The sequence below is a fragment of the Streptomyces sp. NPDC031474 genome (assembly GCF_055581185.1).
In genome coordinates this window covers 28,022-48,973 of the sequence record NZ_JBVIJX010000036.1, presented here as the reverse complement: position 1 = coordinate 48,973, position 20,952 = coordinate 28,022, and the positions used below count along the sequence as shown (strand labels likewise).

Genomic DNA, 20,952 nt, shown 5'->3' with positions numbered 1-20,952 from the left:
GTCCAGGTGCGCGGCACCCGCCGTACCGTCGTCGGCACCATGGCCTGGGACCTGGACGAGATCGCCGCGGCCCGCCGTGACAACGGCCCCGAGGCTGCACTTGCCCTCCTGGGCGCCGGCCACCCGCACCCGACCCCCGCCCAGCCCCGCCCGACCCCCGCCCAAACGCAGCGCACTCTGGCCAACGGCACTACCGGCGCGCGCCTTCACCCGTACGCCGACCTGCAGCCCGCCGGCACCCGCTCGGCCGACCTTAAGAAGTTCGGCCACCGCAGCCCGGGGAGCGCAGGATGACCACACGGCAGCGCCACATCGCCCACCTGCACTTGCACGCCGCACTGACCGAGCCTCAGTACGACGAGATAATCGAACTGATGTATGGAATCACGCCTCATGTCCAGGCCGTGCCGCCCGACGCAGTCCAGCTTGACCTGACTTCGGCGCTCAGATACTTCGATCTGTCCCCCTATGACGTCGTTCAGCTGGCGAAGATGAGGCTGAAGGGGCTCTACGGCATCGACAGCAGTGCCGGGCTCGCCGGCAATCGCATGCTGGCGGCGATGGCGGCCGACGCGTCCGCGCCGGGAGACACCACCTGGGTCCCCACTGATCACGTGACCGACTGGCTGTACCCGCGGCCGGTCACGGCACTGCCTGGGGTCGGCCGCACCACGGCGGAAACCCTTCACAGATACGGCCTGCACAACATCGGCCAGATCACCGACCTGCCCTCGGCGACCCTGCAGCGGCTCCTCGGAGTCGGCCAGGCGCGGTTGTTGGCCGAGCGTGCCCGCGGCCACGACCCCCGTCCGGTCGTCCCCGCAGAACCGGCAGCACATCTGATCGCCGACCGCGTGCTGGAGCGGGACTGCCTCGACCCCGCACAACATCACCGTGCGGTTCTGGGACTTGCCGACCAGATCGGCCAACGCCTGCGCGGTGAAAGCCAGATCGCGAGCCGACTCACCCTCATGGTGCGGTACGCCGACCGCAGCTCCACCACACGCACGCGCACCCTGCCGGAGCCCACCAACCACTCGCCCGCCCTCGCTGCGGACGCGCTGAGCCTGCTGACCGGTCTCGGATTGCAGCGAGCGAGAGTACGCGCCTTCGCGATCCGCGCAGACAACCTGCTGCCAACTGGCAGGGCCTATCGCCAGCTCTCTCTGGACCCCGGCGATGCCCGCGCCCGCGCGGCTGAAGCCGCCGCAGACCGCGCCCGTCGGCGCTTCGGGCCGGAGGCTATACGTCCAGCCGCTCTGGCGAACTGACCGCTTGTGCCAAGAACCACTGGTTCCTGGCGAAGGCGGTGGTGTGAGGCATGGCGTTCGGCTCCCGTCGTTGGGTCGTGGCGACATCGTCGGGACTGGCTCCGGGGGTGCGCAGAAGACCTGGGTGCCGTTTGGGCGGGAGTCGCCGCCGACGGCGATGCGACTCGCACCACGCTACCCGGCCGGTGACGGCGTCGCGACACTGCACGACGAGCCCGAGCGAGAGAGGGGAGCTATGCGGTGACTCTGTCCGTGGCCTCGGCGTCGTCGTCGAAGGTCATCTCCGGTGCGGGCCGGCGGAAGCCGGGCAGGCATTGGACGGTGGCCCCCGCGCGCCCCATGGCCGAGCCCTACGCCGACAAGATGCGACTCGCCCTGTCCTTCCCGCGTAAGGCCAGCCCCGGCAGCAAGTGGGTCCACCACACCTCGGACACCTTCCTCGCCAGCCGCGCGATGAACAACTACCTGCGGGATAAGGCCGGTTCGGACGCCGACATCTTCGACATGCTCCGTGACGACGTGCTCGAACCCATCGGCGTCGGGCCCGACTTCCTCGTCTCCTCCCGCACCGACAACAGCCCCGGCGGGGCACCCTTCGGCGGCTACGGCATGTTCTGGACGCAGGACTCCGTCGCCCGGTTCGCGAAATTCCTCAACAACGACCACGGCGCCGTCAACGGCACACAGATACTCGACTCGACACTGCTCGCGGCCACCATGCAACGCACACCGCAGGACCGGGGCATGACCACCACCGGCACCAAGCCCATGAAGTACCAGAACGGCTTTTGGGGCGCCGAGTTCACCTCCGCCGACAACCCCGCCTACACCAGCCCCTTCTACGTTCCATTCATGTCGGGATACGGCGGCATCACCGTCGCGATGATGCCGAACGGCGCCACCTACTACTACTTCAGCGACAACAACGAGTTCAGTTGGAACGCCGCCGTCGCCGAAGCCGACAAGCTAGCGCCCATGCCCGGCGTGGCAGTTACTGCGAGGTAGACCCCATCAAACGCACCCTTGTCGGCCTGGGATGCGCTTCGCCTGACTATGACCGTTGCCGGGGTGTCCCACCCGAAGCCTTCCAGGTTCGATAGGAGACTCCGGCCAGCCGACAGTCGCTGAGGGGTGGACAGTTCAGCCTCCTTCGTGTGGTCACGTTCCTGCCCGTCGGGTACTACGACCGACGGGCAGGAGCGTGCCTGGGTGCGTCACCGGGGCGGGATCGCGGTCAAGCAATGACGCACCCAGGCTCTACTGACAGCTCCCACGCTAGGAGCCCATCAGAATCTGCGACCGCTGCTGACGAAGACCTATTCAGCCGCGCCATCCGGTCGACCCATGAGGCGGAAGCCTCGTCTGCCAGCGGAGCCGTGACCAGCGCTAATTGCCATGCAAGCATCCTCATATATGGCCTTCACTCTCAACCGCTGTCGGGCATCTCCTGAGTGAATGGCCAGCCTCCCCTTGACATCCAACTCAGAGATCATCAGTCGGGAGCGCAAGAGGACCGACTACTGGTCCGGCTTGGGTGGGAATGCTGAGAACTCGGGCTGTTCCGTCCTGGTCTGAATGGGCTGCCAGGTCTCGGATTCCCAAGTCAACGAGTTGTTCGGCAAGTGCGTCGTCGAGCGGGCTGTCGCCGAACAGGAGATGGAAGTAGACCGGTGCGTAGAACAACTGGGCTGCCGCGCTCGGGGCCAGGTCCGGGCGGAAGACACCTTCGTCGATGCCCTGACGCATCAGTTTCTCCACGGCCGCGGCGCGCTCCTGCCAGAAGCGCTCGCGGAAGTTGGCCATCGTCTCGGGGTCGTACTGCCCCTCGGCGATGATCTGGGCGACGAGTTTGCCCTGCGGGCCGGCGTAGTGAGTGATCAGCGCCTTGAGGTGTGCCAGGAGGGCGTCGCGCACCGGCACCCCTTCGGGGATGCGGGTGTGCGCCAGGTGGTTTTCCATGAAGGCGTCGATGACGACTGCGGCCTTGCTGGGCCACCACCGGTAGATCGTCGCCTTGCTGACCTTGGCCCGCTTGGCGATCGCCTCCATGGTCAGCTTCTGCACCGTGATGGCACGCCGTCCATCACGGACGAGAAGGTCCATGGTTGCGTCGAGGATCGCACGACGGCTCGATTCGCTTCGTACAGCCACAGTAGAAATTCACCTCAGGCGCGACCGCAATCCCCATGCCAGCGCGACTGGCATGCTCGTAGCAAAGGATACGACACGTATCGAATCGTTGTCGCCCGTCAGACGGTTGCTCCCGGGTGGCCGTGCCGACCGTCGTGGTTCGAGCGATCCATGCAGGCGTGACCCTCCGTGCTCTTGAGCATTTCGCGCTCCCCTGTTTTTTCAGCCCGAACGGTTCGCATCGCCGGAGGGAAGAGTCCTGTGGCTGGTGGCACTCCGTCAGAGTGTGACGGCGTGAGTGATGAGCCATAGGTCCAATTCATGGGGTTTATGGGCGGTGTGACTGGATCTTCGTTGAGTGGGGGGGCGGGTGAAACGCATGAGATGCGAAACGTATCGTTTCACATGTAGTGTTGCGTTGCCTTTCGTAGGAAGGAGGGCGCCCGATGACGGTGTGCCTTCGACAGGCGGCGTTCGTTCCGCCTTCTGTCTGTGTCGTCGCTGACGAGCTGGGGATCTACGCCGATATGGGTGTGGACATCGAGACGGTGCTCGTCGAGTCGTCAACGGATCAGAGAGACCGGTTGCTGAGCGGGAACGTCGACGTCGGCGTCACAGCCATGGACAACCTCTTGGTCTGGAACGCCGACGGCGGGGATCTTCGGATCGTGGCCCAGGTCGAGTCGACAACACCTCTTGAGCTGGTTGCCCGGCCCTCGGTGACCGGGGTGCAGGGACTGCGGGGTGCGGTGCTGGGCGTCGATGCCGTGAACAACGGGTTCGCTGTGGTGTTGCGTCCCGTGGGCCCGGGGCCGCGGATGACGCCGAGCAGATTCCCGCCCGGCTGGGCCGCCCGCCATCACCAGAAACTTGAGGACACCCCATGAGCAGTACGCCCTTCTCCCTGGGAACGTTCGCCGAAGCGTCCGGCAGTCCGTTCCCCGGCATCGTCCTGGATGACAAGGTGCACGACACCCGGGCCGTTCTGCCTGAGGCCGCCACCACCCGGGACCTGCTCGCTGACTGGGAGGCGTCCCTCGAAGCGCTGCAGGGTCTCGCCGACGCGCCCGTAGGCCCCGGACTGCCGCTCGGCGACCTGCGGGTGCTGGCCCCGGTCCAGCTGCCGGGTCAGATCATCGCTGCCGGAGCCAACTATCGCGAGCACATCATCCAGATCACGGTGGCGCACCGCCTGGGGAAGGCGGACGCCACCGAGGAGGAGCTGCGCGAGCAGGCTGCCCGGGAGATCGACGAGCGCCGGGCGAACGGTGAGCCGTATGTCTGGATCGGCGTTCCGTCAGCCATCAGCGGCCCTTACGACGACATCGTCCTGCCCTCCTTCGGTGAGAACCACGACTGGGAACTCGAGCTGGGCGTGATCATCGGTCGCGAGGCGCGAGAGGTGAGCCCTGCCGAGGCACTGGACTACGTCGCGGGCTACACCATCTGCAACGACCTCACCACGCGCAGTCTGGTGCCCCGCCCGGAGATCCCCATGATGGGCACGGACTGGATGCGGTCGAAGAACCAGCCCGGCTTCTACCCCACGGGACCGTACGTCGTCCCGGCGCGGTTCGTGGCCGACCCGCACGATCTCGACATCACCCTGCGGCTCAACGGCAAGGTCATGCAGAAGGGCAACACGGGTGACATGGTCTTCGACATCCCCGCCCTCATCTCCTACGTCTCCCACCGGTTGGTCCTGCAGCCGGGCGACATGCTCATCACCGGCTCGCCGGAGGGCAATGGTTCCCACTACGGGCGGTTCCTGCGCGCCGGGGACGTGATGGAGAGTGAGATCTCCGGCCTCGGGTCGCAGCGCAACGTCTGCAGGTAGGCACGTTCGTTTCGTCCCTACGGAACCATCACCTGGTTGAGGGGACCGTAGGGACGGCCCTGCCCACGAAGGCTCGTCGCCGGGCACCCTGGCGAGGAGGCGGACCGTAGCGATTGCCGTGGGTGCCGCCGCGGTTGTCTGTCGACCGCGGCGGCACCCACGGACCACCTGATTCGGCCAGCGTCGTCCGAAGACCTGCTTCCCCCTTCGCGCCGGAACGGTGGCATGCCGGCCGCCGGGACTGCCCCACGGTCTCAACTCCAAGGAGAATCATGTCTGTCGGTGTCAAGGCCGACTCGCTTCAACAGCACACGTCGCACAAGACGAGAGGGTCACCGGGCTCCTGGCCACGGCCACGGGGCTGTGCGTGGCCAACCTCTACTACGGGCAACCGCTGCTCGACGCCATCGCGCGCGGGTTGCATACGTCCTCGTCCACGGCCGCACTCCTCATCACGCTGACGCAGGCAGGCTACGCGGTAGGACTGCTCCTTCTCCTGCCACTGGGTGACCTCGTCAACCGAGCGAAGTTCGTGCCGTTGATGTCGCTGACGACGGCGGTCGCCCTGGCGCTGATGGCGATCGCTCCTTCCGCCCCGCTCTTTCTGGCTGCCGCCGCCGTCGCCGGAGCAGGCGCCTCGACCGCGCAGGTGTTGGTCCCGTTCGCCACCGAACTCGCGCCGGCGCATCATCGCGGCCGGGTCGTCGGCACGATGGCGATGGGGCTGCTGCTCGGCTCTGTGCTGGCCCGCACCGTGGCCGGCTACCTTGCCGATCTCGCCGGCTGGCGCACGGTCTACGGCGCTGCCGCTGTGGCCATCGGGGTGCTCGCCCTGGTCCTGCGGCTACGGATGCCGGTGGTGACGTCCTCCACGCGGATCGGCTACGGGGCGCTGCTGGCCTCCACGTTCCGAATCATCAGGCGGGAGCCGGTGCTTCGCGTGCGGATGGCGCTCGGTGGTCTCAGCTTCGCCGGGTTCTCGGTGCTGTGGACCGCCCTGACCATGCTGCTGAGCGGATCGCCTTACCACTACTCCATGGGAACTATCGGATTGTTCGGGCTGCTTGGAGTTGTAGGCAGTCTGGTGGCCCGACCGGTCGGATCACTCACCGACCGGGGACGTGGGGGCCTGCTGACCACCCTCAGTTGCCTGTTGCTCGCCCTGTCCTGGGTGGTCCTGTTCTTCGGGAACCACCACATCGTGCCGGTCATCATCGGAGCCGCGCTGTTCACTCTGGCAGTGCAAGGACTCCAGGTCGCCAACCAGAGCCGCATCTACCAGTTGGACAGCGGCGCGGTGAGCCGTGTCAACTCGGCCTACATGACGGCATACTTCATCGGCGGAGCAGTCGGCTCCGGGCTAACGGGCGCCGTATACGGGACGGGAGCCTGGACCGGGGTGTGTGTGCTCGGTCTGACCCTCGGCGTGTTGACGGTGCTGGCTTGGGCGTTCGGCAGCCGCGCCGACCGGCGGCGTCCTGCGCCGGCGCACACCTGAGAGGCTCCCGTCGGAGGCTGGAAACGCTCGCCGCCCGATACGTATGTCGCGTCTCTGGCCTCCACCCGCTGAGCGAAACGCACCGAACGCGGAGTTTCCGCCTGTCGAGGTGCCGGTCTCGGCCGGGCTCGGCACCGGACCGGCGCGGCACTCACGCCTTCTCGGCGACCGTCGCTTCGGCGAGTGCGGAGATGATCCAGCTCAACTGCTTCGCGTAGTGGTCGATGAACTCCGGTGAGGCGGGGTCCTGCTGGGTGAGTTCGCGGGCGAGCCATGGGAAGGCCAGCGGAGCGATCGAGGCGGCGATGAAGACGAGGGCCACGGCTCCGACGTCGAGATCACTGCGGAATTCACCGCGCGTCTGTCGTTCGCGCGTGTTCTCGACGCTCTTGAACAACTCGGCGACCCGCGCGTCCTCGGCGGGCGGGTGCATGCCGGGGTCCTGGCGGGTCAGCGAGTGCACCCACGCCGGGTTCTCACATGCCCAGTGCACGTAGTCTCGTGCGGCCTCCGCGAAGCGGCGAATCCGAGTGACCTGGATGGACTCCTCGAGCCGCCGCTCACTCAGTGCCTCGTACAACCCCCGCTTGCCTCCGAAGTGGTAGGTGATCAGCTGGTGGCTGACACCGGCCGCCTCGGCGATACGGACGACTCGGGCCCCGTCGAATCCGTGGGCGCCGAACTCGGCGTCGGCCGCCGCGAGGATGGCGCGTCGGGTACCGGCGGGATCGCGTTGGCGGTCCTGATCCCTGGGGCGCCTCCGGCACTGCCGCTTCCCGGAGGATGCTGCGGGCTCTACTGAACTCGTCCCCTGCGCTGTCTCAGGGGCGACTCCGTCGGCCGTCTCGTCGGCCGGGCCGAATACCCTGTCCTCCACTCGATTCACCTCCTCGTAGCTGCAGCGGTCTTCGGAGTGGCCTTGCCGACGCAGCAGTCGCGGACTGCACGCGGATCACGCTTCAGTCGACTTTCGGAGCTCACTGGGCTGCCCCCGGGGAGCCAGGAGCCGCCCGAAACCCGGGAGGGACTGGGCCGGTCGGTCCGTCCTCCAGGCGCTCCCTTGCGAACTCCACGCGGGTCGCCAAGGCGGGTACGCCAAGCTGCGCCCGTTTGCGTCGGGCGTCTGCCCGAGGCCTTCCAGCCGGTAGGCGACCCCAGGTCCGCCAGGAGTGTTCAGCTGAGGCGTTCCAGCACCATGGCCATGCCCTGCCCGCCTCCGACGCACATGGTCTCCACGCCCCACTGCGCGTCGCGCGTCCGCAGCCCGTTGATCAGGGTGGTCATGATGCGGGCGCCGGTCGCACCGAACGGATGCCCCAGCGCGACGGCCCCACCGTGCACGTTGAGCCTGTCCAGCGGGATGCGGAGTTCGCGCTGAGAGGCGATGACCTGAACGGCGAATGCCTCGTTCATCTCGAACAGGTCGATGTCCCCGATCGACAGGCCGGCGTGCGCGAGGGCCCGCCGTGTGGCCTCGACCGGTCCCAGGCCCATGATCTCCGGGGACAGGCCGGACACGCCGGTGGCCACGATCCTGGCCAGGGGAGTGATGCCGAGCTCTCGCGCCCTGACGTCGCTCATGATGACCACGGCGGCGGCTCCGTCGTTCAGCGGGCAGGAGTTTCCGGCGGTGACCGAGCCGCCTGGCCGGAAGGCAGGCTGGAGGCCTTCCAGGGCCTCGTACGTCGTGCCGGGGCGCGGGCTGTCGTCGGTCGCGATCACCGTGCCGTCGGGCCTTCGGACAGGGGTGATCTCCCGGGTGTGGAACCCGGACTCGGCGGCCTTGGCATACAGCTGCTGGCTGCGTAGGGCGTAGTGATCCTGCTCCTGGCGGCTGATCTTGAAAAGGCCCGCGACGTTCTCCGCTGTTTGCCCCATGCCGATGTAGACGTCGGGCAGCAGGCCGTCGGAGCGGGGGTCGGTCCATAGGCCGTTGGTTCGCGCGTCCTCCGCGGTACGGTCCCTGGCCTGCTCGAATGCCGGGTTCAAGACGTCGTCGGCATCCGCTCCGGTGGGTCCGAAGTGCCGGTAGCGGGAGACGCACTCGACACCCGCGCTGACGAAGACGTGGCCTTCTCCTGCCTTGATGGCGTGGAAGGCCATCCGGGCGGTCTGCAAGGAGGACGAGCAGAAACGGTTGACCGTGGTGCCGGGCACCTCGTCCAGCCCCAGCTGTACGGCCACCCGCCGGGCGATGTTGGCACCATGCTCGCCGCTCGGCTCGGCGCAGCCGAGGTGCAGGTCATCGATCTGTGTCGGGTCAAGTCCGGGTAGCTGGTCGAGGGCCGCGCGGACCGCCGTCACCGCGAGGTCGTCGGGGCGGACATCCTTCAGGGAACCCTTGAAAGCGCGCCCGATGGGCGTGCGGGCGGCAGCGACTACGACGGCTTCAGGCATGTCATGCACCTCTCAGGGTGGCGAACGGGTGCGTGCGGGCAGGCCGCATGAAGGCGGCCCTCCAGTGACGAAGATACTGTACGAACCGTTTCGAATGAGAGCGTAGGCGCCTTTGTTTCGCCAGGTCATCCAGGCTGATGACCGCTGTCTTGAGCTCGCATCCCAGCGGGCTGCATGCCAGAAAATATTACCGGCACCGATCCTAGACGTTCCGTTTCGCTTGCCCTAATGTGAGGCCACCTCGTGCAGAGAGGAGCACTCCAATGACGGCGTGCTTTCGACAGGCGGTGTTCGTTCCGCCACCCGTGTGTGTCGTTGCCCACGAGCTGGGTTTCTTCGCCCACGTCGGCCTTGAGGTCGAGACCGTGCTGATCGAGTCGTCGACGGACCAGCGTGACCGACTCCTGACCGACGACGTCGATGCGGGCGTCACGGCCATCGACAACCTGATCGTGTGGAACTCCGGCGGAGGCGACCTCCGAGTCGTCGCCCAGATCGAGTCGACGACACCGCTCCGGCTGGTCGCGCAGCCCTCGGTGAGAGGGCTGGAAGGCCTGCGGGGCGCAACGCTCGGCGTCGATGCGCCGGACAACGGATTCGCCGTCCTGCTCCGTCATCTCCTCGGTCACCATGGCCTCCCGCCCGGCGCGTACGAGTTCGAGCCGGTGGGCGGAGTGCGCGAGCGCTTCGAGGCGCTGCGCTCACGGTCGATCGACGCGGCGTGGCTGGGGCCGCCGCTGGACGAAATGGCGCAACAGGAAGGGTTCGTCTCGCTGCTCGCGGTCGAGGACGAGGTGCCGGACTTCCCCGGGCAGGGTGTTGTGGCCGGTCCCACGACGCGGCAGGCGGGGCGGGAAAAGCTCTCTCTCTACCTCACGGCCCTCGATGCGGCGCGGAAGTGGCTGCACGCCACTGAGGACGAACAGATCCTGGACGTGCTGACGAGAGGCGGCTACGGGCCGGCCTCGGCGCGGGCCGCGCTGCGCACCCGCCCCGTTTCACTGGCTCCTGCTCGTGCCGGTCTGGAGTGCGTCCTGACGATGCGCGACAAGCTCGGCATGATGCCCGACCGGGCGCCTGCTGCCGATGACCTGTACGACGGCCGCCCGCTCGGTCTGGAGCTTCGTCCATGACGCCCGACCCGTTCACGTCCGACGGCCGTCGCGATGACGCGGAGCGCGTCACGGACGGTCAGGTGGCGAAGAGCGTGCGTCATCTGCTCAGCGAGGACCGTACCTGCGAACTCCTCGGCATACAGGTCGAGTCGGCGGCCGACGGTCGGGCGCGCGCACGGATGCGGGTCCGGCCGGACATGGTCAACGGGCACGCGATCGTGCATGGCGGGCTCGTGTTCGCTTTGGCCGACACCACCTTCGCCTGCGCCGTCAACAGCTTCGGCCCGCCGGTCGTCACGGCGAGCGCGGACATCGCCTTCCGGCGCCCCGGCCGCCTCGGCGACGACCTGATCGCCGAAGCGGTGACCCGCTCCCGGCAGGGCCGCTCAGTGATCTGTGAGGTCACGGTGCGGCGCGGTGACGAGGTCATCGTCGAGTTCAGCGGGCGGGGGGCGCAGATCGTCCTGGCGGACGGTGTGCCGTCGGCGGGGAGCAATACGGTCCCGGGCAGCCTGCCCGGACGAGCCGGCCATGAGGAGCACCGCGCTCGTCCGGCGGGCGCGGACACCGACGCGGTGGACGGACCCGCCGTGCCAGGAACCACGACGGGCCGCTAGAGCCGCGGACGCCGAGCGCCCAGGTCGTCCGGCGGACGCGCGGGTGCAGAGATCAAACGGTACTTCCAAGTACCCGAGCCGCAAATGGAGTTCAGGTGTCACAGGACTGCGAAGTCATCGTTGTGGGTGGTGGACCCGTCGGGGTGATGGCCCTTGCTTTGCTGGGCCATGCCGGTGTGCGGGCCGTGGGGATCGAACGCGAGCCCGAGCTGTGGGAACAGGCGCGGGCCGTGCACTTCGACGGTGAGACCGTGCGTTCCTTCCAGTCCATGGGGCTGGGCGAGGAACTCTCCGCCCGGATCAAGCCGATGTGCGACTACCGCATGGAGAACGAGGCCGGCGAGACTCTGGTGGCCCATGCCACGGGGCAGATGGGACCTCAGGCATGGCACTCGGAGGTCCTGTTCCACCAGCCTGAGATAGACGCGCTGCTGCGCGCCGAAGTCGAGCGGCTCGCCGATGTGGAACTCCGGCTCGGTACTACGCTGCTGGACATCCAGCAAGGTGACGGCTCAGTCCGCTGCACCGTCCGTACACCGGACGGGACGACACAGACGCTCACCGCGCGATGGGTCATCGCCTGTGACGGTGCCACCTCGACCGTCAGGCGCACGCTCGGGATATCCGGCGAGAACCTCGGCACCGACGATCCGTGGCTCGTCGTCGACGGACACCTGCGCGGGACGGCGGGCATCAAGGGTGACATGGTCTTCCTCGGCCGGCACACCCGTCCCGCGCTCTGGATCAGGCTCCCCGGTGACCGGGTGCGCATGGAGTTCAAAGTCCTCCCCGAGGACGACCGGGAGGAGATCGCCACACCGGCGGGCATCGCCCGGTTGAGCCGAGGGGTTCTCACACCGCAGAACTTCGAGCCCGACCGCATCGCCGTCTACACCTTCCGCGCGCGGTTGGCCACGTCGTGGCGGGTCGGCAATGTGTTCCTCGCGGGCGACGCCGCTCACCTGGCGCCTCCGCTGTTCGGCCAGGGACTGTGCGCCGGCCTGCGTGACGTGGCCAACCTGGTGTGGAAGATCCGGCTCGTCTCGCGAGGCAGAGCCTCCGAGTCCCTGCTCGACACCTACGAGTCCGAACGCAAGGACCACGCCAGGTACTGGGTCCAGCAGGCGGCGACGATGGCCGGACTCGTCCAGACCACCGACCCCGTGATGGCCGCCCAGCGGGATGCGCACATCCGCGCCAACCCGGCCGACGGCTACCCGCCGGCACCCGCCCTGGGCCCGGGTGCGCACACGGGCCCGTCCGACCCGCACGCCGGACGTATCTCGATGCAGCCGCTACTGCCCGACGGGACACGGCTCGACGACCTCGTGGGACGCCGGTTCCTGCTCGCGGCCACGCCCGAACTGACTGCCGGGCTGCCCGATCCCGTACGCAAGGCGCTGGAGGCGGAGCCCGAGGTGGCCGTACTGACCTCCCCGCAGCACGTCGGCCAACTGCTCACCTCGGTCGAGGCCCCTGCCGTCCTGGTCCGTCCCGACCGCTATGTGCTCGGGACGGCACACACCCCCGAAGAGCTCGAAGCGCTGCTCGGGCTCCTGCCTCTCGCAGGCGCCCCGGAACCCCGGCGCGAGATGAGCCCGCCGCAGCAAGGGAACACACTGCAGGCCTGACCCGCGCGCGTGCAAACACTGTTTCACTCACAGGAGTTCACCATGCACGACCAACCCATCACCCACCTTCGGCACGTCGACATCGCCGTGCAGGACTACGACAAGCAGGTCGCCTTCTACGAGCAGCAGTGGGGGCTGACCAAGGCCGGCACCGACGGCGATGTCACGTACTTCGCCGCCGAGGGCTCGCCCGAGCAGTACGTCGTCCGGGTCCGCCGCTCCCAGGACAAGCGCCTCGACCTGGTCTCCTTCGGCGCCGCCGACCGCGCCGCGGTGGACGGCCTCGCCACCCGCCTCGCCACCGACGGCGTGAAGCTGGTCAGCGAGCCGGACACCCTCCAGACGCTGGGCGGCGGCTACGGCTTCCGGTTCTTCGACGTGGAGGGGCGCACCGTCGAGATCTCCGCGGAGGTCGCCGCCCGCACCCACCGCAAGGTCGAGGAGCGCGAGGACATCCCGGTGCGGCTGTCCCACGTCGTCCTCAATTCCCCTGAGCCCGAGCGCATGATGGCCTTCTACGAGAAGTACCTGGACTTCCGGCTCACCGACACCAACGTGCACCCGCAGCTCGGCGGGATCATGTGGTTCCTGCGCTGCAACCCGCAGCACCACAGCATCGCGATCGCCCGCTGTCCCCATGTCTCGCTGCACCACGCGTCGTTCGAGATGCGCGGGCTGGAGGAGTACATGCGGGGCAGTGGCCGCCTGATGCGCGATGGTGTCCACAAGGTCTGGGGGCCGGGCCGGCATCGCGCCGGCGACAACACGTTCACGTACTTCCACGACCCCAACGGCAACACCATGGAGTACACCACGGAGTTGGAGATCCTCGACGAGGACACCTGGCATCCCCACCTCTACAGCACCGATGACCCGGAGACCTCGGACGTGTGGGGGACGTCCAACCCGATGAACGAGTTCGTGTCCAAGGAGATGTTCAACGACCCGGACCGGGGATTGTTCATCGCACCGCCGGTGTGACCCCGCTAGCGCCTGAGGCGCGCTCGGGACGACACCACCGGGGGAGGGCTCAGGCTTCCCCGTCCGGTGACGGATGGGCCTCCAGGCCGCGGATCCCCAGTTCCACGAGCTGTTCCGCGAGCGCGTCGTCGAGCGGGCTGACGCCGAAGAGGAGATGGAAGTAGACCGGTGCGTAGAACAACTGGGCTGCCGACTTCGGATCGAGGTCGGACCGGAAGACGCCTTCGTCGATTCCCCTGCGCATCAGCTTCTCGACGGCCGCGGCGCGCTCCTGCCAGAAGCGCTCGCGGAAGTTGGCCATCGTCTCGGGGTCGTACTGCCCCTCGGCGATGATCTGGGCGACCAGCTTGCCCTGCGGGCCGGCGTAGCGGGAGATCAGCGACTTGAGGTGTGCCAGGAGGGCGTCGCGCACCGGCACGCCCTCGGGGATGCGGGTGTGCGCCAGGTGGTTTTCCATGAAGGCGTCGATGACGACTGCGGCCTTGTTCGGCCACCACCGGTAGATCGTCGCCTTGCTGACCTTGGCCCGCTTGGCGATCGCCTCCATGGTCAGCTTCTGCACCGTGATGGCACGCCGTCCATCACGGACAAGGAGGTCCATGGTCGCGTCGAGGATCGCGCGACGACTCAGTTCGCTTCGTACAGCCACGGAGTCAAGTTAACCCACGCGCGGCCTCATTCCCCAATGTCAGTGGAGGATCGACAAGGGGATGAGCCTGTCATACGATACGAAACGTTTCGAATAGATGAAGGAGTTGTACACATGAAGCTCGGTCGGATCTCAGTACCTTCTCCCGACGGCAACCAGATCAGGCTCGTCGCCGCGCGGCCCGACGAGGGCAGGGTCATCGACCTGGCCAGGGCCTACGCCCTGGGCAGGCAGGCCGAGGGCGCGACGCCGGACGCGGCCCGCCGGCTGGCCGCGGCCCACTTCCCGTCGAGCATGGCCGCCGCCATCGCCGCCGGGCCGGCCTTCCTCGACGCCGCCCACCGGGCCGTGGACGGGGCCGCCGACGACGCCTCCCTGCCCATCGAGGGCCTGTCCTGGGTGGCGGCCGTCGACCCGCCGGTCATCCGTGACGGACTGACCTTCCCGGCGCACATGAAGGGGTTCCACGAGAGGGTGGGCGGCGGACTGCCCAACCCCCAGCTGTTCAAGACGCCCGGCTACTTCAAGGGATCCACCGGAGTGGTCTACGGCCACGACGAGGAGATCCCCTACCCGAGCTACTCCGAATACGTCGACTACGAACTGGAGATGGGCCTCATCGTCGGAGCCGCGGGCAGCAACCTGACCCCCGACGGCGCCCGCGCCCACCTGTTCGGCGTCACGATCTTCAACGACTTCAGCGCGCGCGACATCCAGGGCTACGAGATGGCCATGAGTATGGGTCCGCAGAAGTGCAAGGACTACGCGTACGGCATCGGTCCCTGGATCACGACCGTCGACGAACTGCCCTCCACCGACGGGCTCAAGGGCGTCGTCCGCGTCAACGGTGAGGTCTGGAGTGAGACCACTGCCGAGGGAATGATCTACACGCCGGAAGAAATGCTCGCGTACGTCTCCATCAACGACAGGCTTCAGCCCGGCGACCTGATCGGCTCCGGCACCCTGCCCAACGGCTCCGGCCTGGAGATCGACCGGCGGCTGTCGCTCGGAGACGTCATCGAGCTCGAACTGGAAGGCGTCGGTGTCCTGCGCAACCGACTGAGCGCCGAGCCGGACAAGGCCCCCTGGTGGCCCGAGCCCCGCCCGTACCCCTTCGGTACGCCGGCGAACTGACGACGGGACCGACAAAGATGAGCAACCCGCACGCCGTCAAGCCGGTACGGCGCATCGTCACCGGCCACACCGCCGACGGCCGCTCCACCGTCATCAGCGACGGCCCGGCCCCCAACGTCTTCGTGTCCGACTCCGTCAAGGGGTTCGGCGCGATCGTCCCCTGGCAGACCGAACCGGGCGATGTCAGCAACGACGGCAACCAGGACGCGGCCTCCGCCGACGTTCAGGTGCCGATGCACCCCAAGCCCGGAGGAACGGTCTTCCGGATCGCGAGCTTCCCGCCCGACAGCGCCTACACCGAAGCCGCCGCCGACTCCCTCTTCGACGACATCGACGGCGAACACGCCCGCGACGCCGCCCAACACACCGTCGGCGGCCGCCACTTCTGGTTCCACCGCACCGACAGCCTGGACTACGCCCTTGTCCTCGAGGGTGAGATATGGCTGCTGACGGACGAGGGAGAGACCCTCGCCAGGGCCGGTGACGTGATCATCCAGCGAGGCACCAGCCACTCCTGGTCCAACCGCGGTGACACGACCTGTCGCGTGGCCTTCGTCCTCATCGGTGCCCTGCCCGTCGACACCGCTGTCTCATGAGCACCGCGCAGGACATTCTGTGGATGCCCAGCAGCGCCCGGCAGGACGGCAGCGAACTGGCTCGCTACCGCCGTGGGCTGAAGGACTACGACGGCGGTGCCGACTACCTTGATCTCTGGCGCTGGTCGACGCGAGACCTGGGCCGGTTCTGGGAGTCCGTCGCCGCGTTCGAGGACGTACGACTCGGCGGTACCCCGACCGGTCCGGTGGCTCCGCGGGAGATGCCCGGAGGTACGTGGTTTCCCGGCCGTACCGTGAACTACGCCGAGCATGTGCTGCGCCGCTGCCCGGGCGAGGCGCTCGTCGTCGTGGACGACGACGGCACGTCCCACACGCTCTCGCGAGCCGAACTCCGCAGCCAGGTCGCCGCTGTCTCCGCCGCGCTGCGCCGGATGGGTGTGGCCCACGGCGACCGGGTGGCCGCCGTCCTGCCCAACCGCGCGGAGGCGGTCGTGGGGCTCCTCGCCTGCGCGGCGGTGGGGGCTGTCTGGTCGGTCTGCTCCCCGGAGTTCGGCGCGGACGGGGTGACCTCCCGGTTCGCCCAGCTGGAGCCCAAGGTGCTGCTGCTCACGGACGGCTACCACTACGGCGGACGGACGCACGAACGCACGGACGAGATGAGCGCCCTGCTCGACCGGCTGCCGTCGGTGGAGCACGTGCTCTGGGTGGATCACCTCCACCCCGGAAGCCTGCCCACGGCGGACCGCCCCGTGTCGCTCTGGGGCACGGTCGCCGCAGGAGGAGCCGAGCCGGAGTTCGACGAGCTGCCCTTCGACCACCCGCTGTGGGTGCTGTTCTCATCCGGTACCACCGGGGCACCGAAGGGCATCGTGCACGGCCACGGAGGCGTCCTCCTGGAACACCTCAAGGTCCTGCGACTGCACTCGGACCTACGGGCCGGTGACCGCTATCTCACCGTCGCCAGCACCAGCTGGGTGGTGTGGAACATGCTGGTCTCCGGGCTCGCGGTCGGAGCCACGATCGTTCTGCTGGACGGGAATCCGGTCCGCCCCGACCTGGGGCGCGTCTTCCGCGTCGCGGACGAACACGACGTCGACACGCTCGGTGTCAGCGCCGGATACCTGCACGCCTGCCTGAAGGCCGGCCTCGCCCCTGGAACCGGGGCGCTGCGGACGGTGCAGGTGACCGGATCCCCGCTCTCCACCGACGGTTTCCGCTGGGTCTACGACCGGCTCGGCAGCGTGTGGCTGACGTCCATGAGCGGCGGCACCGACGTGTGTTCGATCTTCGTCGGCGGAGCCCCCACGCTGCCCGTCCGCGTGGGCCGCATCCAGGCGCCCGCCCTGGGCGTTTCCGTCGAAGCGTGGGACGAGGACGGCGAGCCCGTGGTCGGCAAGCGGGGCGAGCTGGTGATCACGCAGCCGATGCCCTCGATGCCGCTCCGCTTCTGGAACGACTCCGACGGCCGGCGCTATCGGCAGAGCTACTTCTCCGTGTATGACGGAGCCTGGCGGCACGGAGACTTCATCGAGTTCGAGCCCGACGGCAGCAGTGTGATCCACGGCCGCTCGGACTCCACCCTGAACCGGCAGGGCGTGCGCATGGGGCCCGCGGACATCTACCGGGTCGTCGAGGCGCTGCCCGAGGTGCGCGAAGCCCTCGTCGTGGGCGCCGAACTGGGCGAGGACGCCTACTACATGCCGCTGTTCGTCGCCCTCCAGGAGAACGCCGACTTCGAAGCGGTGGCGCAGCGCATCAACCAGGTGATCCGGGAGGAGCTCTCACCGCGGCACGTGCCCGACGAGGTCGTGCCCATGCGCGGGATCCCGCACACCCGCACCGGAAAGAAGATCGAGGTGCCGGTCAAACGCCTGCTGCAGGGAGCTTCCCTGAACGACGTCGTGGACCTGGGCGCGGTGGACGACAGCGCACTGCTCCAGGAGTACGCGGAGTTCGCCCACACCCGCCGGAAAGCATGAGGAAACCATGAGCCAGACCCCCTTCTCGCTGGGAACGTTCGCCGACGGTCAGTCCGGTCCGTTCCCCGGCATCGTCGTGAACGACAGGGTGTACGACACCCGGACCGTCCTGCCCGCCGCCACGACCACATCGGTCCTGCTGGCCGACTGGGACGCATCGCTGGACGCGCTCCAGTCCCTGGCCGACGCACCCGAGGGCGAAGGGCGGCCGGTCGGGGAGCTCACAGTGCTCGCTCCGGTCCAGCCACCGGGCCAGATCTTCGGCGCCGGAGCCAACTACCGCGAGCACGTCATCCAGATCACGGTGGCGCACCGCCTGGGGAAGGCGGACGCCACCGAGGAGGAGCTGCGCGAGCAGGCCGCCCGGGAGATGGACGAGCGTGCCGCCCACGGCGAGCCGTACGTGTGGGTGGGCGTCCCGTCCGCGATCAGCGGCCCGTACGACGACGTGATCCTGCCCTCCCTCGGTGAGAACCACGACTGGGAACTCGAGCTGGGCGTGATCATCGGGCGCGAGACGCGCGAGGTGAGCCGTGACGAGGCACTGGACCACGTCGCCGGGTACACCATCTGCAACGACCTGACGACGCGCAGCCTGGTGCCCCGCCCGGAGATCCCGATGATGGGCACCGACTGGATGCGGGCGAAGAACCAGCCCACGTTCTACCCCACGGGCCCCTACCTCGTGCCGGCGCGCTTCGTGCCCGACCCGCAGGACCTGGACATCACGCTCCGGCTCAACGGCAAGGTCATGCAGAAGGGCAACACCAACGACATGATCTTCGGGATCGCGGCCCTCATCTCATACATCTCGCACCGGGTGACGCTGCAGCCGGGAGACATGATCATCACTGGTTCTCCGCAGGGCAACGGCTCGCACTACGGCCGGTTCCTGCGGGCGGGGGACGTGATGGAGAGCGAGATCACCGGACTCGGCGCGCAGCGGAACCTCTGCAGGTAGCAGCCGTCACGTCCGTTGCTTGACCTCGGAGTGGAGCGAGTGGGTGGTCAGCTTCTCCAGCAGTGCGATCAGCGTCCGCTGCTCGTCCGAGCTGAGCGAGCCCGCCCACTCCCGTTCACGTTCGTTGTGCGCCTGGAAAGCCGTGGTGATCGCGTGCAGACCACTTTCGGTGAGGCTGAGGTTGACCGCGCGTCCGTCGTGCGGGGCACGCGCCTTGGTGACCAGACCGTCCCGCTCCAGGGTGTTCACCAGCGCCGACACGGCCGCGCGACTCATGCCGGACAGCTCCGCGACCTTCTTCGCCTCGACGGGGCTCGACAGCCAGATCGCGAACAGCACGCGGAAGCCGGGCCACGACCATCCGCGGGGCCGGTGGACGGTTGATTCCAGGTCGTAGACCAGCATGTTCGCGGCCCGGTGGAGGGTGAGCACCAACCGCATCGCCAGCGGATCGACGCCCGGAAGCTCACGGCTCGCGCGGCTGATCGCATGATCGATGAACGACCAGAAGTGCAGGTCCTCGTTGTCCGGGTGCTCGTGGTCCACATCAGGAGTGTAGGCCGGACGGCCGCTCATCCTCCGGCCCGCCTTCACGGTCGGACTCTGCCGAGTACCGCCCCCGTTTTCCGAAACATATCGAATGTCCCAGGGACCAGAAGAAGGCCTTATGAGTACCAAGACCGCACCCGCAGAAGTCCTCAGCGAGAAGTCGCTCTTCCAGGAGTCGGCCTACGTCGACGGACGCTGGGTCAGTCACGGGGAGTCCGGGCGGTTCTCCGTCGACAACCCTTCCACGGGCGCGACGATCGCGGATCTGCCGTCCATGAGCCGGGCCCAGGTGGCCGACGCGATCACGGCGGCCGGCCGCGCGCTCCCGGACTGGCGCGCCCGGTCCGGCAAGCAGCGGGCCCAGGTCCTGCGCCGTTGGTTCGAGCTCGTGACGGAACATGCGGAGGATCTCGCTCGCCTGATCACCCTGGAGGAGGGCAAGCCCCTCGCGGAAGCACGTGGCGAGGTGGCGTACGCGGCCTCGTTCATCGAGTGGTTCGCCGAGGAAGCCAAGCGCGTGCGCGGCGACATCTTCCCGGCCCCCGACCCGTCACGCCGCGTCCTCGTGCTCAAGGAGCCGGTCGGCGTGTGCGTCGCCATCACGCCCTGGAACTTCCCGGCGGCCATGATCACGCGCAAGGCCGCGCCGGCCCTCGCCGCCGGATGCACGATGGTCGTCAAGCCGGCCGCCCAGACACCGCTGACCGCGCTCGCGCTCGCTGAGCTCGCCGAACGCGCCGGCGTCCCGGCGGGCGTCCTCAACGTCGTCCTGGGCAAGGCCCGTGAGATCGGTCCCGAGCTGACCGGCAACCCGGCGGTGCGCAAGGTGAGTTTCACCGGTTCGACCGAGGTGGGACGCGTCCTGCTCACCGAGTGCGCGCAGACGGTCAAGAAGGTCTCGATGGAGCTCGGGGGCAACGCGCCGGTCCTGGTCTTCGACGACGCCGACCTCGAGACGGCTGTCGAGGGCGTCCTCGCGAGCAAGTACCGCAACACCGGCCAGGCGTGCATCAGCGCGAACCGGGTCTACGTCCAGTCCGGCATCTACGACCGCTTCGCCGAGGAACTCGCGGGGCGGGTCAGCGAGTTGACTGTCGGCGACGGTTTCGAACCCGGCGCGGAGCAGGGGCCGCTCATCGATGCCGCCGCCGTCGACAAGGTCCAGGAACACATCACCGATGCCACCGGCCACGGCGCACGCGTCCTGTGCGGCGGATCGAGCCACGAACGTGGCGGGTTCTTCTTCCAGCCGACCGTGCTCGCCGACGTGGCCCCCGGTATGAAGATCACGCGGGAGGAGACGTTCGGTCCGGTCACCCCGCTCATCCGGTTCGTCGACGAGGCGGACGCGATTCGCATGGCCAATGACACCGAGTACGGGCTCGCGGCCTACGTCTACAGCCGCGACGCCGAGCGGATCTGGCGGGTCTCCGCCGCGATCGAGGCGGGCATGGTCGGCATCAACTCGGGGCTGATCTCCAACGAGGTCGCACCCTTCGGCGGCATCAAGCAGTCGGGCCTCGGGCGTGAGGGCTCGGTCCACGGCATCGACGAGTACCTGGAGATGAAGTACCTCTCCTGGGAAGGCGCGGGTGCCCGGTAGACCTCCACGGACTCAACGCACACGACGAACGAAAGGGACAGCC

19 protein-coding genes and 1 pseudogene are annotated in these 20,952 nt (G+C 68.1%); 15 read left to right on the top strand and 5 right to left on the bottom strand.

Annotated elements, in window-relative coordinates; genetic code table 11:
• The 3 genes and pseudogenes from ACZ5SK_RS44865 to ACZ5SK_RS44855 all read left to right on the top strand — a co-directional run.
• A pseudogene (locus ACZ5SK_RS44865) lies at positions 1-294 on the top strand (DNA polymerase III subunit alpha); the annotation flags it as partial.
• Positions 291-1,271, top strand: a complete 981-nt coding sequence (locus ACZ5SK_RS44860; RefSeq protein WP_334583501.1) for a DNA polymerase Y family protein — start codon at positions 291-293, stop codon at positions 1,269-1,271. The pseudogene ACZ5SK_RS44865 and the gene ACZ5SK_RS44860, both read left to right, overlap by 4 nt.
• Before the next feature lie 240 nt (positions 1,272-1,511).
• Positions 1,512-2,276 carry a serine hydrolase domain-containing protein gene (locus tag ACZ5SK_RS44855; RefSeq protein WP_334583500.1) on the top strand — a complete coding sequence of 255 codons (765 nt, stop codon included), beginning with the start codon at positions 1,512-1,514 and terminating at the stop codon, positions 2,274-2,276.
• Between the two features lie 477 nt (positions 2,277-2,753).
• On the opposite strand, the gene ACZ5SK_RS44850 is transcribed toward ACZ5SK_RS44855, so the two are convergent.
• Positions 2,754-3,422: a TetR/AcrR family transcriptional regulator gene (locus tag ACZ5SK_RS44850; protein WP_334583499.1), complete on the bottom strand. Its 669-nt coding sequence runs from the start codon at positions 3,420-3,422 to the stop codon at positions 2,754-2,756.
• 425 nt (positions 3,423-3,847) lie between these two features.
• Here ACZ5SK_RS44850 and ACZ5SK_RS44845 point away from each other — a divergent pair, with 425 nt between their 5' ends.
• From ACZ5SK_RS44845 to ACZ5SK_RS44835, 3 genes are all read left to right on the top strand, one after another.
• Complete coding sequence (locus ACZ5SK_RS44845) at positions 3,848-4,288, top strand: ABC transporter substrate-binding protein (protein ID WP_361709843.1); 441 nt, start codon at positions 3,848-3,850, stop codon at positions 4,286-4,288.
• The gene (locus tag ACZ5SK_RS44840; RefSeq protein ID WP_468158647.1) at positions 4,285-5,238 is read left to right on the top strand and encodes a fumarylacetoacetate hydrolase family protein; all 954 of its coding nucleotides are present in this window, start codon (positions 4,285-4,287) and stop codon (positions 5,236-5,238) included. Before ACZ5SK_RS44845 ends, ACZ5SK_RS44840 begins: the two co-directional genes overlap by 4 nt.
• A gap of 367 nt (positions 5,239-5,605) precedes the next feature.
• A complete protein-coding gene (locus tag ACZ5SK_RS44835; RefSeq protein WP_334583496.1) occupies positions 5,606-6,736 on the top strand; it encodes an MFS transporter in 1,131 nt (376 codons plus the stop codon).
• A 151-nt stretch (positions 6,737-6,887) separates the two neighbouring features.
• Here ACZ5SK_RS44835 and ACZ5SK_RS44830 read toward each other — a convergent pair whose 3' ends face one another.
• Positions 6,888-7,613 carry a TetR/AcrR family transcriptional regulator gene (locus ACZ5SK_RS44830; RefSeq protein ID WP_334583495.1) on the bottom strand — a complete coding sequence of 242 codons (726 nt, stop codon included), beginning with the start codon at positions 7,611-7,613 and terminating at the stop codon, positions 6,888-6,890.
• Positions 7,614-7,909: 296 nt separating this feature from the next.
• Entirely contained in the window at positions 7,910-9,133 is a 1,224-nt protein-coding gene (locus ACZ5SK_RS44825) for an acetyl-CoA C-acetyltransferase (protein WP_334583494.1), read from the bottom strand.
• 263 nt (positions 9,134-9,396) lie between these two features.
• Here ACZ5SK_RS44825 and ACZ5SK_RS44820 point away from each other — a divergent pair, with 263 nt between their 5' ends.
• The 4 genes from ACZ5SK_RS44820 (at position 9,397) to ACZ5SK_RS44805 (ending at position 13,477) form a co-directional block, all read left to right on the top strand.
• Positions 9,397-10,266, top strand: a complete 870-nt coding sequence (locus tag ACZ5SK_RS44820) for an ABC transporter substrate-binding protein (protein ID WP_334583493.1) — start codon at positions 9,397-9,399, stop codon at positions 10,264-10,266.
• Positions 10,263-10,865 (top strand): PaaI family thioesterase, encoded by a 603-nt coding sequence (locus ACZ5SK_RS44815; RefSeq protein WP_334583492.1) that lies wholly within the window; start codon positions 10,263-10,265, stop codon positions 10,863-10,865. The genes ACZ5SK_RS44820 and ACZ5SK_RS44815 overlap by 4 nt, the downstream gene beginning before the upstream one ends.
• Before the next feature lie 95 nt (positions 10,866-10,960).
• A complete protein-coding gene (locus tag ACZ5SK_RS44810; protein ID WP_334583491.1) occupies positions 10,961-12,496 on the top strand; it encodes a bifunctional 3-(3-hydroxy-phenyl)propionate/3-hydroxycinnamic acid hydroxylase in 1,536 nt (511 codons plus the stop codon).
• A 42-nt stretch (positions 12,497-12,538) separates the two neighbouring features.
• On the top strand, positions 12,539-13,477 hold the full coding sequence (locus ACZ5SK_RS44805) for a VOC family protein (protein ID WP_334583490.1): 939 nt from the start codon (positions 12,539-12,541) through the stop codon (positions 13,475-13,477).
• 49 nt (positions 13,478-13,526) lie between these two features.
• Here the strand turns inward: ACZ5SK_RS44805 and ACZ5SK_RS44800 are convergent, their stop codons facing one another.
• Positions 13,527-14,126 (bottom strand): TetR/AcrR family transcriptional regulator, encoded by a 600-nt coding sequence (locus ACZ5SK_RS44800; RefSeq protein WP_334583489.1) that lies wholly within the window; start codon positions 14,124-14,126, stop codon positions 13,527-13,529.
• 114 nt (positions 14,127-14,240) lie between these two features.
• Between ACZ5SK_RS44800 and ACZ5SK_RS44795 the strand changes: the two genes are divergently transcribed.
• From ACZ5SK_RS44795 to ACZ5SK_RS44780, 4 genes are read left to right on the top strand one after another with little or no spacing between them, the layout of a single operon-like run.
• Positions 14,241-15,260 (top strand): fumarylacetoacetate hydrolase family protein, encoded by a 1,020-nt coding sequence (locus ACZ5SK_RS44795; RefSeq protein WP_334583488.1) that lies wholly within the window; start codon positions 14,241-14,243, stop codon positions 15,258-15,260.
• 17 nt (positions 15,261-15,277) lie between these two features.
• Positions 15,278-15,856, top strand: a complete 579-nt coding sequence (locus ACZ5SK_RS44790) for a cupin domain-containing protein (protein WP_334583487.1) — start codon at positions 15,278-15,280, stop codon at positions 15,854-15,856.
• Positions 15,853-17,796, top strand: a complete 1,944-nt coding sequence (locus ACZ5SK_RS44785; RefSeq protein WP_361709866.1) for an acetoacetate--CoA ligase — start codon at positions 15,853-15,855, stop codon at positions 17,794-17,796. The genes ACZ5SK_RS44790 and ACZ5SK_RS44785 overlap by 4 nt, the downstream gene beginning before the upstream one ends.
• A gap of 7 nt (positions 17,797-17,803) precedes the next feature.
• Entirely contained in the window at positions 17,804-18,757 is a 954-nt protein-coding gene (locus ACZ5SK_RS44780; RefSeq protein ID WP_468577813.1) for a fumarylacetoacetate hydrolase family protein, read from the top strand.
• A 6-nt stretch (positions 18,758-18,763) separates the two neighbouring features.
• On the opposite strand, the gene ACZ5SK_RS44775 is transcribed toward ACZ5SK_RS44780, so the two are convergent.
• Positions 18,764-19,303 (bottom strand): MarR family winged helix-turn-helix transcriptional regulator, encoded by a 540-nt coding sequence (locus tag ACZ5SK_RS44775; protein ID WP_361709872.1) that lies wholly within the window; start codon positions 19,301-19,303, stop codon positions 18,764-18,766.
• 121 nt (positions 19,304-19,424) lie between these two features.
• Here ACZ5SK_RS44775 and ACZ5SK_RS44770 point away from each other — a divergent pair, with 121 nt between their 5' ends.
• Complete coding sequence (locus ACZ5SK_RS44770; RefSeq protein ID WP_457495866.1) at positions 19,425-20,909, top strand: NAD-dependent succinate-semialdehyde dehydrogenase; 1,485 nt, start codon at positions 19,425-19,427, stop codon at positions 20,907-20,909.
• The last annotated feature ends 43 nt before the right edge of the window (positions 20,910-20,952 follow it).

Excerpts from the sequence above, each read along its gene's own strand:
- ACZ5SK_RS44860 (WP_334583501.1), top strand. The coding sequence starts at position 291 with ATGACCACACGGCAGCGCCACATCGCCCACCTGCACTTGCACGCCGCA.
- ACZ5SK_RS44845 (WP_361709843.1), top strand. The coding sequence starts at position 3,848 with ATGACGGTGTGCCTTCGACAGGCGGCGTTCGTTCCGCCTTCTGTCTGT.
- ACZ5SK_RS44840 (WP_468158647.1), top strand. The coding sequence starts at position 4,285 with ATGAGCAGTACGCCCTTCTCCCTGGGAACGTTCGCCGAAGCGTCCGGC.
- ACZ5SK_RS44825 (WP_334583494.1), bottom strand. The coding sequence starts at position 9,133 with ATGCCTGAAGCCGTCGTAGTCGCTGCCGCCCGCACGCCCATCGGGCGC.
- ACZ5SK_RS44820 (WP_334583493.1), top strand. The coding sequence starts at position 9,397 with ATGACGGCGTGCTTTCGACAGGCGGTGTTCGTTCCGCCACCCGTGTGT.
- ACZ5SK_RS44815 (WP_334583492.1), top strand. The coding sequence starts at position 10,263 with ATGACGCCCGACCCGTTCACGTCCGACGGCCGTCGCGATGACGCGGAG.
- ACZ5SK_RS44805 (WP_334583490.1), top strand. The coding sequence starts at position 12,539 with ATGCACGACCAACCCATCACCCACCTTCGGCACGTCGACATCGCCGTG.
- ACZ5SK_RS44795 (WP_334583488.1), top strand. The coding sequence starts at position 14,241 with ATGAAGCTCGGTCGGATCTCAGTACCTTCTCCCGACGGCAACCAGATC.
- ACZ5SK_RS44790 (WP_334583487.1), top strand. The coding sequence starts at position 15,278 with ATGAGCAACCCGCACGCCGTCAAGCCGGTACGGCGCATCGTCACCGGC.
- ACZ5SK_RS44785 (WP_361709866.1), top strand. The coding sequence starts at position 15,853 with ATGAGCACCGCGCAGGACATTCTGTGGATGCCCAGCAGCGCCCGGCAG.
- ACZ5SK_RS44780 (WP_468577813.1), top strand. The coding sequence starts at position 17,804 with ATGAGCCAGACCCCCTTCTCGCTGGGAACGTTCGCCGACGGTCAGTCC.
- ACZ5SK_RS44770 (WP_457495866.1), top strand. The coding sequence starts at position 19,425 with ATGAGTACCAAGACCGCACCCGCAGAAGTCCTCAGCGAGAAGTCGCTC.